Origin of the sequence: Terrabacter sp. NPDC000476, assembly GCF_040300125.1 — a bacterium.
GTDB lineage: Bacteria > Actinomycetota > Actinomycetes > Actinomycetales > Dermatophilaceae > Terrabacter.
Genome location: NZ_JBEPDF010000001.1, coordinates 1576209 through 1589956, shown reverse-complemented (window position 1 = coordinate 1589956; position 13748 = coordinate 1576209). Strand labels below are relative to the sequence as shown.

The window sequence follows — 13748 nt, the reverse complement described above, 5'->3', positions numbered from 1 at the left end:
GTGAGAACGGCGGCGAGCGCTGTCTCACGGACGCACGCAGAGCACCGTCCCGCGGTCGCCGGCGGCGAGGGCCGAGGTGAAGGCCCGGTCGGAGCCGTGCGCGGCGCAGAGGGCGCGCACCCTCGTCTCGTCCGTGAAGACGTCGCGCTCGACGAGCACGACCCGGCCCGCCGACGAGCCGTCCGAGCAGTCGACGACCCGGACGTCGCCACCGTCGCCGGCCGCCACGCACTGGCCGACGCGGACGTCACCGGTGCCGTCGTCGTCGGTGAGCGCCCGGACCACGAGGAACGCGAGCACGGCGAGGACGAGGATCCCGTACCGGCGCGCCCCCGCGCCGACCCGGTGGGCGAACGTCCCGGGCGGCCCCGACGTCCCCTGAGGCTCGTGCGGCTGGTCGGGACCCGGCGCGGGTGTGCTCATCGGTGCGGCTCCTCGGGCTCCGGCGGACGGGTGGACCCGCATTCTCGCCGAGGCCGCCACCGGCACGCACACCCGTCCGTGCTCACGACCGGCCCCGGTCGCATAGGGTCGAGCCCGTGACAGCGATCTCCTACCCGCTCGCGGAGCGCACGCTGGCCAACGGCCTGCGCGTCATCGTCAGCGAGGACCACACGGTGCCCAACGTCGCCGTGAACCTGTGGGTCGGCGTGGGGTCGCGCCACGAGACGCCGGGTCGCACCGGCTTCGCGCACCTCTTCGAGCACCTGATGTTCCAGGGCAGCCGCAACGTCGCCTCGGGGGAGCACTTCTCGGCGCTCATGGACGAGGGGGCACGCCTCAACGCGACGACGTGGTTCGACCGCACGAACTACTTCGAGACGGTGCCGACGGGCGCGCTCGAGCTGGCGCTCTGGCTCGAGGCCGACCGGCACGGGCACCTGCTCGACGCGGTCACGCAGGAGAACCTCGACAACCAGCGCGACGTCGTCAAGGAGGAGAAGCGCCAGCGCTACGACAACGTGCCCTACGGCTCGGCGCTCATCGACATCTACGCGACGGTGTTCCCTGAGGACCACCCATACCACCACCCGACCATCGGCTCCATGGAGGACCTCGACGCCGCCACGCTCGAGGACGTGCACGCCTTCTACCGCGCGCACTACGGGCCCAACAACACCGTGCTCTCGCTCGTCGGCGACGTGACGCCGGAGGAGGGCTTCGCGGCCGCCGAGCGCTACTTCGGCGGGCTGCCCGCGATCGAGCTCGACTCCCGGCCCCGGCACGACCAGCTGCCGCCGCTGGACGGCCCCCTGCGCGTGGACCGCCTCGGCGAGGTGCCCAACGACCGTCTCTACATCGCCTTCCGGCTGCCGGTCGACACGACCCCCGACTACCTCGCGTGCCAGGTCGCCGTCGACGTGCTCGGCGGCCTGGCGAGCTCGCGGCTCATGCGCCGCCTCGTCCGCACCGACGAGACCGCGGTCGCGGTCGGGGGCTGGACGATGGGGCTCGTGGACGGGGTCGGCCTCGGCACGATCACCGTGGACGTGTCGGCGGGCGCCGACGTCGACGCCGTCGAGGCCGCCGTGTGCGACGAGATCGAGCGCTTCGTGTCGGGGGGCCCCGACGCCGCCGAGCTCGAGTCGGTCATCGCCGACACGGAGCGGTCGTGGCTCAGCGCCCTGGCGAGCATCGAGGAGCGCGCCGACCACATCAGCCACCACGCGATGCTCACCGGCGACCCGGGCTACGTCAACACCTTCGTCAACCGCATCCGGGCCGTCACGGCCGAGCAGGCGCGCGCTGCCGCGGCCCGCTGGCTCGACCCGGGGTCGCGTGCCGTCGTGCGCTACCTCGCCGCCGACGGCGGCGACCAGACCGATCCGGAGGAGGTCGCATGACCGCCGTCGACCGTCCCGTCGTGGCCCCGCCCGAGCCGTGGGCCTTCCCGCCGTCGACGACGCACGACCTGCCGAACGGGCTGCGCCTCGTCACCTACGACGTGCCCGGCCAGTACGTCCTCTCGGTGCGGCTCGGCCTGCCCGTGTCGCTGCGCGACGAGCCGCGCGAGCGGGAGGGCGTCGCCTCGATCATGGCGCGCACCCTCGACGAGGGCACGGAGCACCACACGGCGGAGGAGTTCGCCCGGCTGCTCGAACGCAAGGGCGTGAGCTTCGGTGCCGGGATGGCCGACGCCGGACTGTCGATCGACCTCGACGTCGTCAAGGGCAACGTCGTGCCGGCCCTCGACCTGCTCCGCCAGATCCTCACCGAGCCGGCCTTCCCGCAGTCCGAGGTGGCCCGGCAGGTGCGCACGCGGATCGCGGAGATCGAGCAGGAGCGCTCGGTCGCCTCGCACCGCGCCGGGCTCGAGTTCGTGCGCACCTTCTACGCCCCCGGCGACCGGTCGTCGCGCCCGACCGCGGGCACGCGCGAGACGGTCTCGGCGATCAGCCGCGACGACGTCGTCGCCTTCCACGCCCGGCACGTCGTCGCCTCGGGCGTCACCATGGTCGTCGCGGGGGACCTCGAGGGCCTCGACGTGCGAGCCCTCGTCGAGGGCGCGCTGGGGGAGTGGGCGTCCGGTCCGCAGGACCGCGGCCACTTCCTCACCCACGCGGCCGCGCTCGCGCCGGACCGCGGCCGCATCGTCCTCGTCTCCCGGCCGGGCTCGGTGCAGACCGAGCTCGTCGTGGGCGCGCCCGGACCCGACCGCTCCGTGGAGGGCGGCTGGGCGCCCTACCCCGTGCTCGGCTTCGTGCTCGGCGGCTCGCCGAACGCCCGGGTCGACGCGGTGCTGCGCGAGGAGAAGGGCTACACCTACGGCATCCGGTCGAGCTTTCGCCCCCGGCGGCGCGGTGGCGTCTTCCTCACGTCGGGCTCCGTGCGCGCGGACTCCACGGCGGAGTCGCTGCGCCTGCTCCTCGAGATCCTCGAGAGTGGCCGGGAAGGGTTCTCCGACAAGGAGATCCGTTCTGGTGTCGACTTCATCTCCAAGACGGCCCCGGGCCGCTACGCGACGGCCGACACGATCGCCGACGAGGCCGTGGGCATGGCGCTGGACGGCCGCACGACCGACTTCACGACGACGAACCTGCGCGACCTCGCCACCGTCGACCGCGCGCGCGTCGAAGCGGCCTACGCCCGCTTCGCCGACGGTGCAGGGGTGGGCGCGACGGGGCCCGGCTCCGGGTGGACGGTCGTCATGGTCGGCGACGCGGCTGCGCACCTGGCCGCGGTGGAGGCCCTCGGCCTCGGCGACGTCACCGTCGTGACCGACGCCTGACGCGCACCCGGCCGGCCGCCCTCCCGGGTCGGCCGTCGTCGCTCGTCAGTCGTCGAGGGCGAGCGGGCGCTCGAGAACGAAGTCGTCCTCGTACGCGCCGCCGACGAGGAAGCGCTTGACGCCCACCCGCTCGAAGCCGCTCTTGCCGTAGAAGCGCTGGGCCCGCTCGTTCTGCTGGTTGACGCCGAGCCACACCCCGGCGGCCCCCCGCGAGCGCGCCCAGGCGAGCGACCCCTCCATGAGCAGCCGCGCGGCGCCCGACCCGTGCGCCTCGGGGACGACGTAGATCTTGGACAGCTCGACCGTGGGCCGGTGCCGGATCACCCGGCGCACGTCGTCGTCCGACGGCTCGCCGTCGACGAGCACCGCGTAGCCGAGCGGCCCGGTGCCGGACTCCGCGAGGAGCACGAGTCGGCCGGGGTCCGCCACGTGGTCGGCGAACCGCTCGGCCGAGAGCACGTCGGCCACGAACGCCTCGATGCGATCCGGGGTCATCGACGGCGGGCACGCCAGCGCGAAGGTGCGCGCGGCGACGTCGGCGAGTGCCGGCACGTCGTCGGCGGTCGCCGTCCTGACGGTCGCCGCAGCGGGAGCCACGTCCCTCGGTGCCGCACCCACCTACGACCGCGTCCCGATGCGGGAGAGCACCTCGTCGTGCAGCAGCCCGTTCGTCGCGACCGCGTTGCCGCTCCAGCACCCGTCGCGCCCGTCGAGGCCGGTGAACCGGCCCCCCGCCTCCTCGACGATCGGCACGAGCGCCGCCATGTCGTGGACGGCGAGCTCGGGCTCCGCGGCGACGTCCACCGCGCCCTCGGCGACGAGCATGTAGGACCAGAAGTCGCCGTAGGCGCGGGTGCGCCAGCAGTCGTCCATGAGGTCGAGGAAGTCGTCCCGCCGGCCGCGCACACGCCACCCGGACAGGGAGGAGTACGACAGCGACGCGTCACCGAGCCGGCCCACCTGCGAGACGGAGATCCGCCGGGCCGACGAGATCGAGCGTCCGGTCCACGCGCCCGAGCCCGTCGAGGCCCACCAACGGCGTTGCAGGGCCGGCGCCGCGACGAGGCCGAGCACCGGCGTCGTGTCGACGACGAGGGCGATGAGGGTGGCCCACACCGGCACCCCGCGCACGAAGTTCTTCGTCCCGTCGATGGGGTCGACGACCCAGCGCCGCGGGCCGTGGCCCGTCGTGTCGAACTCCTCGCCCTGCACGGCGTCGCGGGGTCTGGTGCGCTTCAGCTGCGAGCGCACGAGCTCCTCCGCCGCCCGGTCGGCGTCGGTGACCGGGGTGAGGTCGGGCTTGCTCTCGACGACCAGGTCGGCGGCCCGGAACCGTGACATCGTCACGCGCTCGACGGCGTCCGCGAGGACGTGGGCCAGCCGGAGGTCGTCGTCGTAGGAGGTCACCCGGTCAACCTAGCGAACCGCCGCGCGCCGCGTGGTCAGTGCTCCTCGCCGGCCCGGCTCGAGAGGAGACGGCGCAGCGAGGCTAGGCGCGAGGGGCCGGCGGCCCCGGCCCTGCCGTCGGCCACCCACGCGTCGAGGGCGCACTCCTCCTCGTCGTGCGTGCAGCCGCGCGGGCAGCCGTCCGTGCCGGCCGCGAGGTCGGGGAAGTGGTCGATGATGCGGTCGACGTCGATGTGGGCGAGGCCGAACGAGCGGATGCCGGGGGTGTCGATGACCCACCCGTCGTCGGCGCCGTCGGGCCCGCGCAGCCGCAGCGCCACGGCGTTCGTCGACGTGTGCCGACCCCGTCCGGTGGTGTCGTTGACGACGCCTGTGGCGCGGAGCGCGCCCGGCACGAGGCCGTTGACGAGCGTGCTCTTGCCCACGCCGGAGTGCCCGACGAGCACGGAGACCTTGCCGGAGAGGCGTTCCCGCAGCTGCTCGAGGCCGGTGAAGTGGTCGTCCGCGTGCGAGGTGACGACGTGCTCGACCTCAAGCGGTGCGTAGTTGGCGAGGAACGGTGCGGGGTCGACGAGGTCGGCCTTCGTCAGGGCCAGCAGCGGCTCGAGGTCGGCGTCGTAGGCCGCGACGAGGCAGCGGTCGACCATGCGCGGGCGCGGCTCCGGGTCGGCGAGGGCGGTGACGATGACGAGCTGGTCGGCGTTGGCGACGATGATCCGCTCGTAGGGGTCGGTGTCGTCGGCCGTCCGGCGCAGGACCGAGCGCCGCTCCTCGATGCGCACGATGCGGGCGAGGGCGTCCGGTCCACCGGCGAGGTCGCCGACGAGCGCGACGTCGTCGCCGACGACGACCCGGGTGCGGCCGATCTCGCGCGCCTTCATGGCGGTGACGACGCGCTCGGGCTCCTTGCGGCCCAGCGAACCCTTCGGGATGAGGCAGGTGTAGCGGCCGCGGTCGACGCCGATGACCATCGCGACGACGGCGTCGGCGTGCGCCGGCCGCTCCTTCGTGCGAGGCCGCGATCCCTTGCGGCTCGGGCGGACCCGGACGTCACCCTCGTCGAGGTCGCGCCAGCTCATCGGACCGGCACCACCGGTGCCGCGCCCTCGAGCATGCCGGTCCACAGCCCGACGAAGTCGGGCAGCGTCTTGCCCGTCGTGCCGATGTCCTCGACGAGCACCCCCGGCACGCGCAGCCCGAGGATGGCGCCGGCCGTCGCCATGCGGTGGTCGTGGTAGCTGCGGAACCGACCGCCGCGCAGGGCGGCCGGGGCGATCCGCAGGCCGTCCTCGGTCTCGGTCACGGCCGACCCGATGCCGCTCAGCTCGGCGGTGAGTGCCGCCAGACGGTCGGTCTCGTGGCCGCGGATGTGCGCGACCCCGCGGATCCACGTCGGCGTGGACGCGAGCGCGGCGAGCGCCGCGACGGTCGGCGTCAGCTCGGCGGCGTCGTGCAGGTCGATGTCGATGCCGACGAGCTCGTCGCCGCCGACGACGGTCAGGCCCGAGCGGTCGAGCCGCACGTCCGCCCCCATCGAGTCGAGGATCTCGCGGAGCAGGTCACCGGCCTGGGTCGTGTGCTGCGGCCACCCCGGCACGCGCACCGTGCCGCCGGCGACGAGCGCGGCGGCCACGAACGGCCCGGCGTTGGAGAGGTCGGGCTCGACCGAGACGTCGAGGGCGTTGATCTCCGAGGGCTCGACCCGCCACGTGTTCGGCTCGCTGTCGTCGACGATCGCCCCGGCGTCGCGCAGGGTCTCGACCGTCATGAGGATGTGCGGCTCGCTCGGCACGGGCGTGCCGTCGTGGTGCACGGTGACGCCCTCGTCGTAGCGGGCGCCCGCGAGCAGCAGGGCGGAGATGAACTGCGAGGACGCCGACGCATCCATCGTCACCGCGCCGCCCCGCACCCGGCCCCGACCCGCGACGGTGAGCGGCAGGTGGCCGTCCTCGTCGTCGATCGTCACACCGAGCGTGCGGAGCGCGTCGACGACCGGACCCATCGGCCGCACGCGCGCCTGGGGGTCCCCGTCGAGACGCACGGGCCCGTCGGCGAGGGAGGCCACGGCCGGCAGGAAGCGCATCACGGTGCCCGCGAGCCCGCAGTCCACCGTCACGTCGCCCCGGAGCGACGCCGGCGCCTCGGGCGGCGTGACCACCCAGTCCGCGACGGCCCCGGGTGCCACCTCACCCTCCGGGGCGACGTCGTCGATCCGGACGCCCAGCGAGCGCAGGGCCTGCGCCATGAGCAGCGTGTCGCGCGACCGGAGGGGCGACCGGAGCCGGGACCGGTCGCTCGCCAGCGCGGCGAGCACGAGGTAGCGGTTCGTCAGCGACTTGCTCCCGGGGAGCACGACCGTCGCGTCGAGCGGGCCGGGGGCCAGCGGGGCGGACCAGTCCGCGTCGGTGGGCACGGGGTGGGGCGATGGATCGGCGGGACTCAACTCAGCTCACGACGTCCTGGGCTCGGTGCGCGAGGAGGCGGGCCTCCCGCTTGGCGGTGCGCTGGGCGTGGCGGGCCTCGCGGCGCGTGGTCTTCGTCGCGTGCTGGGCGCGCCAGGCGAGGCCGGGCTTGCCCTCGGTGTCGACGGCGGCGAGGAGCAGCCCGCCGAGCAGGCCGACGTTCTTGAGGAAGAGGCTGCGGCTCGCGGCCTTGCGCGTCGGGTCGCCCTCCTCCCAGAACGCGTGCTCGATGGCGGTCGTCGGCACGATCGACGCGGCGAGCACCGTGGAGGCGAGGCGCGGCATCCGTCCGGTGGCGAGCAGGAGGCCACCGCCGAGCAGGGCGGCGCCGTTGACGCGGACGAAGAGGTCGGGGTCCTTGGCGGCGACCTCGGCGCCCGGCACCTGGCCGGGCACCTTCTGCAGGAGGTGGGCGGCCTGGTCGGTGCGCTCGGCCGGGTGGCGCAGCGCGTCGACCCCCGCCGCGACGAAGACGGACGCGAGCAGCGGACGGGCGAGACGACGGACGATCATGGATGTTCCTCCTCTGGCCGGCGGCGGACGGGCGTCCGCCGGGCCCCTGTGGACGAGTGGGGACCTACGGTAGCGACATACCCCGGGCGCGGGCGTCGGCGCCCGCCGTCGGGGGCCGTCGGGCGGGCGTCCCGCCGCATACGCTGTGGCGCATGTGCGGGAGGTATGCCGCGAGTGCGCGGCCGGACGAGCTCATCGAGGCCTTCGACGTGGACGAGGACCACACCGACGAGCCGACCCGCAGCGTGCTCAAGAACCCGCAGGACCCACCGGCCGGGGCCCCGGACTGGAACATGGCGCCCTCGAAGCAGGCGCCCGTCGTGCTGACCCGGGCGCCGAGGGACGACGCCGACGCCGAGCCGAGGCGCCAGCTGCGGCTGCTCACCTGGGGCCTCGTGCCGGCGTGGTCCAAGGACGTGAAGATGGGCCTGCGCATGACGAACGCCCGCGCCGAGTCGGTGCTCGGCAAGGGCGCCTTCGCCCGGGCGGCCCGGTCGCGGCGGTGCCTCGTGCCGGCCGACGGCTGGTACGAGTGGCAGGTGTCGCCGACGGCCGTCGACACCAAGGGCAAGCCGCGCAAGCAGCCGTTCTTCATCCACCGCGCCGACGGCGCCCCCGTCGCCTTCGCCGGGCTCTACGAGTTCTGGCGGGACCGCGAGCTGCCCGAGGACGACCCGGGCGCCTGGCTCACGACGTTCACGATCGTCACGACGGCCGCCGACCCCGGCATGGACCGGATCCACGACCGGCAGCCGCTCGTGCTCGAGCCCGACCAGTGGGACCAGTGGCTCGACCCGACGGAGACCGACCCCGAGGTCGTGCGGCACCTGCTCGAGTTCGCGAGCCCCGGGCGGTTCGAGGCCCACCCGGTGGGCCGGGGCGTGGGCGCGACGCGCAACAACGGGCCGGGGCTCGTCGAGCCCGTGGCGGCGGAGGAGCTCGAGGGCGTCGTCGACCCGATGACGGGTGAGGTGATCGGCACGTGAGCGGCGCGAACCGCGAGACCGTCCGGGAGGTCGAGACGCCCGGCGGCCCCGGGCGGGTGCACGTGCAGCGCCCGCCCAACCCCCGCGGCACCGTCGTGCTCGGGCACGGGGCCGGGGGAGGGCTCGGGGCGATCGACCTCGCCATCGCCCGCGAGGTGCTCGTCGGCGCCGGGTGGGCGGTCGCCCTCGTGGAGCAGCCGTGGCTCGTGGCCGGACGCCGTGTGGCTGGTCGACCGCCGACGCTCGACGCCGCCTGGGTGCCGATCGTCGAGTCCCTCGTGACGGGCCGGGGCCGGCTGCCGCGGCCGCTCGTGGTGGGCGGCCGCAGCGCGGGCGCCCGGGTCGCGTGCCGCACGGCCGGCCCCCTCGAGGCGGATGCCGCCCTGCTCCTCAGCTTCCCGCTCCACCTGCCGGCGCGGCCCGAGAGGCTGCGCGCCGACGAGCTCGCCCTCGCCCCCGACCCCTCGTGGGTCGTGCAGGGCGCCGCGGACGCCTTCGGCACCCCGGCCGAGCTGCGCGAGCACCTCGCGCCGGGCACCACCCTCATCGAGGTGCCCGGCGGCCACAGCTTCCCGAAGGGGGCGCGCAGCGCGCTCACCGCCGCCGTGACGCAGGTCGCGGGAATGCTGCCCGGCTAGGGGTCGTTGGACCGCACATGGTCACCTGCTCCCTCCCCGCTCCCGAGCGCGCGACGACCCCGCCGTCCCGGCTGGGTCCGGTGCCGCAACCAGCCGGTCTAGGCTGGGAGGCGATGGCAAAGGACAAGAAGACCGACCCGACGGCCGCGGTGCTGGCCGCCGCGCCCGCAGCCGACCCCGACGACGTCGCCACGCGCGACGCGACGGTCGACGTGACGGCCGAGGCCGAGCACGAGCGCCGCGCGCGGTTCGAGCGCGAGGCGATGCCGCTCCTCGACCAGCTCTACAGCGCGGCCCTGCGCACGACGCGCAACCCGAGCGATGCCGAGGACCTCGTCCAGGAGACGTTCGCGAAGGCCTACGCGGCCTTCCACCAGTACAAGCCCGGCACCAACCTCAAGGCGTGGATGTACCGCATCCTCACCAACACCTACATCAACAGCTACCGCAAGAAGCAGCGCCAGCCGCTCGAGTCGGACGCCGCGCAGATCGAGGACTACCAGCTCGCGCGCGCCGAGTCGCACACGTCGGTGGGCCTGCGCTCGGCCGAGGCCGAGGCGCTCGACCACCTGCCCGACAGCGACGTGAAGCGTGCCCTGCAGCAGATCCCGGAGGAGTTCCGCCTCGCGGTCTACTTCGCCGACGTCGAGGGCTACGCCTACAAGGAGATCGCCGAGATCATGGACACGCCGATCGGCACCGTGATGAGCCGGCTGCACCGTGGTCGCCGCCAGCTGCGTGAGCTCCTCTCGGAGTATGCCGCCGACCGCGGCTTCGTCGCCGCGGGAGCCACGAACGCGACCAGCACGGCGAGCGCGTCCGGCGCACGGACGGAAGGAGCCCGGTCATGAACGAGCCGACGACGGGTGCGGACGCGCGCACCGACTGCTCCGAGGCGCTGCTGCGGGTCTACGAGTACCTCGACGGTGAGCTCGGCCCCGACGACTGCGCGAAGATCCAGGCGCACCTCGACGAGTGCGGCCCGTGCCTCAAGGAGTACGACCTCGACACGACGCTCAAGTCGCTCATCAAGCGCTCGTGCGGGAGCGAGCAGGCGCCCGAGACGCTCCGGCTGACGATCATGTCGCGCATCTCGACGACGGTCATCCGCGTCGACCGCGGCTGACCGGCGGCGTCGGACGACGGCATACCGCGTCGGAGGGCGCCCGCGTCCCCGGACACGACGAAGGCCCGCCCCGAGCTTCTCGGGTGCGGGCCTTTGACGTCTGCGGCTCAGGCGTTGGGCTTGCGGCCGTGGTTGGCGGCGTTGCCCTTGCGGGAGCGGCGCTTGCGGGCGCGCTTGCTCATCGTCGGCTCTCCTTGGTCCTGCGGTTGCATCGCGCCCGTCCGGGCACGAAACACAGATTCTTCCACATCGCTTCGCTCCCACCCAATCGGCTGCGCTGATACGCTCGCGACGTTAAAATCTTGGTATAGATATGCCCACCCGGGGGTATATCCGCTGTTCCTCGATGTCTCGGTGAGGCAGGCTACGCGCTGAGGGAAACCTCAATCGTTCTGTGCTGCCGCAACACGCCCCTCCATGGCGCACGCATCCGGAACACCGAGTATCAAGGAGCCCCCCAATGTTTGCTGCTCTGCTGTCTGCCCTCGCCACGAACGACTACGCCACGCGTGCCGTCGCCTACTTCGCCAGCACCTGGACGTGGGGTAGCTGAACCTCACCCACAGACCCGTCCCAGTTCGGTCCTGCCACTTCCATGGTTGCGGGACCGAACTGCTGTCAGGCATGAATAGGTCGTGACCAGTCCTCTCGAGAAGCCCTCGGCCTCGCCGCTCCTGCCGTACTACATCGGCGTCGTGGGCCTGCTCTCGATCGCTCTCGGTGTCCTCTCGTGGTTCGGCGGGCGTCACCCTCAGATCGCGCCGCTGCTCCTGCTCGCGGCGATGGGGGTGCTCAGCTACAACCTGCGCGAGCCCACCGTCACGACCCGGATCGGGTTCTCGTTCCTCTCGATCATCCTGCTCGCGTCGGGTGCGATCCTCGGACCCTTCGGTGCCTGGTGCGTCGGCCTCGCGTCGCAGCTCATCGAGCGCGATCGCAAGGTGCGCTGGTTCCAGCGCGTCTTCAACTTCGCGATGACGAGCACCATCGGTGCCGTGGGCGCGTACGCGTACATGTTCGTCGGTGGCGTCGAGAACCTCGAGTCGGTGTCGGGGCTCGGGTCGATCATCGCGCTCGTCGGGTTGCCGCTCATCGTGGCCGACGTCGTCCAGTGCCTGACCAACGCGGTGCTGCTCGCCGGCGCCATCACGCTGGCCGAACGCGTGCCGTTCGGCGTCTTCGCACGCCGCGTGCTCGCGAGCTCCGGGGTGGCCTACATCGGCTACGGGATCATCGGCTTCCTCTTCGTCGTGCTCTGGTACCCCGTCGACCTCGGCGCCTTCAGCGCCCTGCTCGTCATGGTGCCGCTCCTCGCGGCGCGCTGGGCCTTCATCCAGTACGGCGAGGAGCTGCGGTCGCACGAGCGCACCATCGACACCCTCGTCACCGCTCTGGGCACCAAGGAGCCGCCCGCCATCGCCCGGAGCCGGCGTGCGGCCGGTCTCGCCGAGTGGGTCGCGGAGGAGCTGGGGCTCGGCCCGCACCAGATCGGCACGGTGCGGTACGCCGCGACCCTCCACGAGATCGGCCACCTCGGGGTGCCGACCCGCCTGCTGCGCCGCGCGCCCGAGGCGCTGAGCCCGGCCGAGCGGCGCACGATCGACCGGCACTGCGTGCTCGGCGCCCGCATGCTCGAGGGCATCGACTTCCTCGAGGACGCGCGCTCCGGCATCCGCCACCAGCACGAGCGCTTCGACGGCGGCGGGCGCCCCGACGGCCTCGTCGGCACCGAGATCCCCATCGCGGCGCGGGTCGTGGCCGTCGCCGCGGCCGTCGAGGAGGTGGCCGGGGCCGGAACGCCCGACCACCGCCAGGAGCTCGTCGCCGACGTGGCCCGCGCCCTGCAGGCCGATGTCGGGCGCTACGACCCCGCCGTCGTGCTCGCGACCGTGGCCGTGCTCGAGAAGCACGGCTGGCCGTCGGTCGTGCTGTCCACGGAGGCGGTCGCGTGAACGGCGTCGTGCGCCGCGACCCGATCGCCCTGGGGATCGGTCTGCTCGGCCTCGTCACGTCGGTCGTCGTCACCGTCGCCACCGGAGACGTGCCGGGCATGGACGACCAGGTCGGTCTCGGGGTGGTCGCGGTCTTCGCCCTGACCATCGTGCTCGGGGAGTGGTTCCACCTCTCGGCTCCGGGCTTTCGTGGTTCGGCCCCCATCGCCGCTGCCGCGGCCTTCGCGCTGGCCCTGACGACCGAGGTGTCCGCCGGGCAGCGCGTGGCCTACGGCGGTGCCTTCGTGCTCGCCGTCACGGCCGTCGCCATGACGCTCGGGACCGCCACGCGAGTGCTCGCCGGTCGGGAGGTGAGCATCGTCGAGACGACGGGGCGCTTCGTGGCGATCGCCGTGCTCACCGTGCTCTACCGCGGCGTCCACCTCGGCCAGTCCCCGGGCGCGATCGCGCCCGTCGACGCGCTCGTGCCGTGGCAGCGGGCGCTGCTCATGCTCGCGCTCTGCGCCGTGGCCCTGCTCGCCGACGCCGTCTTCACCTCGCTGCTGCGCGCCGTCTCGGCCACGGCCAACGTGCGGCGCACCCTCGTCGAGGAGCTGCGCTCCTCCCTCGCCATGTCGACCGCGGTCGCCGTCACCGGCGTGCTCGTCGCGCTCGCGGCGCCGTCCCTCGGGATCGCGGCGCTGCCGCTCTTCCTCATGCCGCTCGTGCTGACGCTCTTCGCGTTCCGTCGCTACGTCAGCATCCGCGCGACCTACCTGCAGAGCATCCGAACCCTCTCCCGCCTCACCGACGCTGCGGGCTACACCCCGTCGGGGCACTCGGAGCGGGTCGCCGAGCTCGCCGTGCGGATCGGCCGCGAGCTGGGACTGTCGGAGCGTGAGCTGCTCGACCTCGAGTACGCCGCGCTGCTGCACGACATCGGCCAGGTGGCGCTCGTCGAGCCCATCCCCGGCGGTGCCACGGTGCTCGCCGCGCCGGCCGACCAGCGCCGCATCGAGGCCGACACCGTCGCCATCGTCCGCGAGACGGGCGTCTTCGAGGGCGTCGCGCACATCCTCGAGCACCAGACGACGCCCTATCGGCAGGTGCGCGAGCTGGGGGAGGAGATCCCGCTGACGAGCCGCATCGTCAAGGTCGCCAACGCCTACGAGGACCTCACCGCGGGAGCCCGCAGCGCCCGCGCCCGGGAGGCGGCGGTCGAGCGGATCTACCTCGGGCTCGGCTACGAGTACGACCCGAGGGTCGTCGACGCGCTGCTCAAGTCGACGAGCAGCTCCGGCGCGAGCGCCTGAGGGCGCCCCGGCCCGGTGTGATTGCGCGGTGTGACGGGCCGTGAGAGGCCCGTCACACCGGGCCTGCGGGCCTTGCCGTGGTGCACCCCCGCCGTGCGAGAGTGGGGGCTCGGGCAACCCCCGTCGCGAGACCGAAGCACGCA

At 73.6% G+C, this 13748-nt stretch carries 15 protein-coding genes; 8 read left to right on the top strand and 7 right to left on the bottom strand.

The window, feature by feature from the left end; all coding sequences use genetic code 11:
• Window positions 1-24 precede the first annotated feature (24 nt).
• Window positions 25-423, bottom strand: coding sequence for a hypothetical protein (locus ABT295_RS07365; RefSeq protein WP_352393745.1), 399 nt, complete (start codon window positions 421-423; stop codon window positions 25-27).
• 116 nt (window positions 424-539) lie between these two features.
• Between ABT295_RS07365 and ABT295_RS07360 the strand changes: the two genes are divergently transcribed.
• Both ABT295_RS07360 and ABT295_RS07355 read left to right on the top strand, forming a co-directional pair.
• On the top strand, window positions 540-1844 hold the full coding sequence (locus ABT295_RS07360) for a M16 family metallopeptidase (protein ID WP_352393744.1): 1305 nt from the start codon (window positions 540-542) through the stop codon (window positions 1842-1844).
• Window positions 1841-3229, top strand: a complete 1389-nt coding sequence (locus ABT295_RS07355) for a M16 family metallopeptidase (RefSeq protein ID WP_352393743.1) — start codon at window positions 1841-1843, stop codon at window positions 3227-3229. Before ABT295_RS07360 ends, ABT295_RS07355 begins: the two co-directional genes overlap by 4 nt.
• Before the next feature lie 45 nt (window positions 3230-3274).
• Here the strand turns inward: ABT295_RS07355 and ABT295_RS07350 are convergent, their stop codons facing one another.
• From ABT295_RS07350 to ABT295_RS07330, 5 genes are read right to left on the bottom strand one after another with little or no spacing between them, the layout of a single operon-like run.
• Window positions 3275-3826 carry a GNAT family N-acetyltransferase gene (locus tag ABT295_RS07350; RefSeq protein WP_352393742.1) on the bottom strand — a complete coding sequence of 184 codons (552 nt, stop codon included), beginning with the start codon at window positions 3824-3826 and terminating at the stop codon, window positions 3275-3277.
• 21 nt (window positions 3827-3847) lie between these two features.
• Window positions 3848-4636: a histidinol-phosphatase gene (gene hisN / locus ABT295_RS07345; protein WP_352393741.1), complete on the bottom strand. Its 789-nt coding sequence runs from the start codon at window positions 4634-4636 to the stop codon at window positions 3848-3850.
• Window positions 4637-4671: 35 nt separating this feature from the next.
• Window positions 4672-5715: a ribosome small subunit-dependent GTPase A gene (gene rsgA, locus ABT295_RS07340; RefSeq protein WP_352393740.1), complete on the bottom strand. Its 1044-nt coding sequence runs from the start codon at window positions 5713-5715 to the stop codon at window positions 4672-4674.
• Window positions 5712-7049: a 3-phosphoshikimate 1-carboxyvinyltransferase gene (gene aroA / locus ABT295_RS07335; protein WP_352393739.1), complete on the bottom strand. Its 1338-nt coding sequence runs from the start codon at window positions 7047-7049 to the stop codon at window positions 5712-5714. The genes rsgA and aroA overlap by 4 nt, the downstream gene beginning before the upstream one ends.
• A 31-nt stretch (window positions 7050-7080) precedes the next feature.
• Window positions 7081-7611 carry a DoxX family membrane protein gene (locus tag ABT295_RS07330; RefSeq protein ID WP_345507500.1) on the bottom strand — a complete coding sequence of 177 codons (531 nt, stop codon included), beginning with the start codon at window positions 7609-7611 and terminating at the stop codon, window positions 7081-7083.
• Window positions 7612-7763: 152 nt separating this feature from the next.
• On the opposite strand from ABT295_RS07330, the gene ABT295_RS07325 reads away from it, so the two are divergent.
• Genes ABT295_RS07325 through rsrA form a run of 4 tightly spaced genes read left to right on the top strand, consistent with a single transcriptional unit; the run spans window position 7764 to window position 10361 of the window.
• Window positions 7764-8597, top strand: a complete 834-nt coding sequence (locus ABT295_RS07325) for an SOS response-associated peptidase (protein ID WP_352393738.1) — start codon at window positions 7764-7766, stop codon at window positions 8595-8597.
• Window positions 8594-9235, top strand: a complete 642-nt coding sequence (locus ABT295_RS07320) for an alpha/beta hydrolase family protein (RefSeq protein ID WP_352393737.1) — start codon at window positions 8594-8596, stop codon at window positions 9233-9235. Before ABT295_RS07325 ends, ABT295_RS07320 begins: the two co-directional genes overlap by 4 nt.
• 17 nt (window positions 9236-9252) lie before the next feature.
• Window positions 9253-10086 carry a sigma-70 family RNA polymerase sigma factor gene (locus ABT295_RS07315; protein ID WP_352393736.1) on the top strand — a complete coding sequence of 278 codons (834 nt, stop codon included), beginning with the start codon at window positions 9253-9255 and terminating at the stop codon, window positions 10084-10086.
• Window positions 10083-10361 (top strand): mycothiol system anti-sigma-R factor, encoded by a 279-nt coding sequence (rsrA, locus tag ABT295_RS07310; protein WP_345507504.1) that lies wholly within the window; start codon window positions 10083-10085, stop codon window positions 10359-10361. Before ABT295_RS07315 ends, rsrA begins: the two co-directional genes overlap by 4 nt.
• Before the next feature lie 107 nt (window positions 10362-10468).
• Here rsrA and ABT295_RS21165 read toward each other — a convergent pair whose 3' ends face one another.
• Window positions 10469-10543 carry a 50S ribosomal protein bL37 gene (locus tag ABT295_RS21165; RefSeq protein ID WP_369791897.1) on the bottom strand — a complete coding sequence of 25 codons (75 nt, stop codon included), beginning with the start codon at window positions 10541-10543 and terminating at the stop codon, window positions 10469-10471.
• Window positions 10544-10996: 453 nt separating this feature from the next.
• Here ABT295_RS21165 and ABT295_RS07305 point away from each other — a divergent pair, with 453 nt between their 5' ends.
• Both ABT295_RS07305 and ABT295_RS07300 read left to right on the top strand, forming a co-directional pair.
• Window positions 10997-12313 (top strand): HD-GYP domain-containing protein, encoded by a 1317-nt coding sequence (locus ABT295_RS07305; protein WP_352393735.1) that lies wholly within the window; start codon window positions 10997-10999, stop codon window positions 12311-12313.
• Window positions 12310-13605: an HD-GYP domain-containing protein gene (locus tag ABT295_RS07300; protein WP_352393734.1), complete on the top strand. Its 1296-nt coding sequence runs from the start codon at window positions 12310-12312 to the stop codon at window positions 13603-13605. Before ABT295_RS07305 ends, ABT295_RS07300 begins: the two co-directional genes overlap by 4 nt.
• Window positions 13606-13748: the final 143 nt, after the last annotated feature.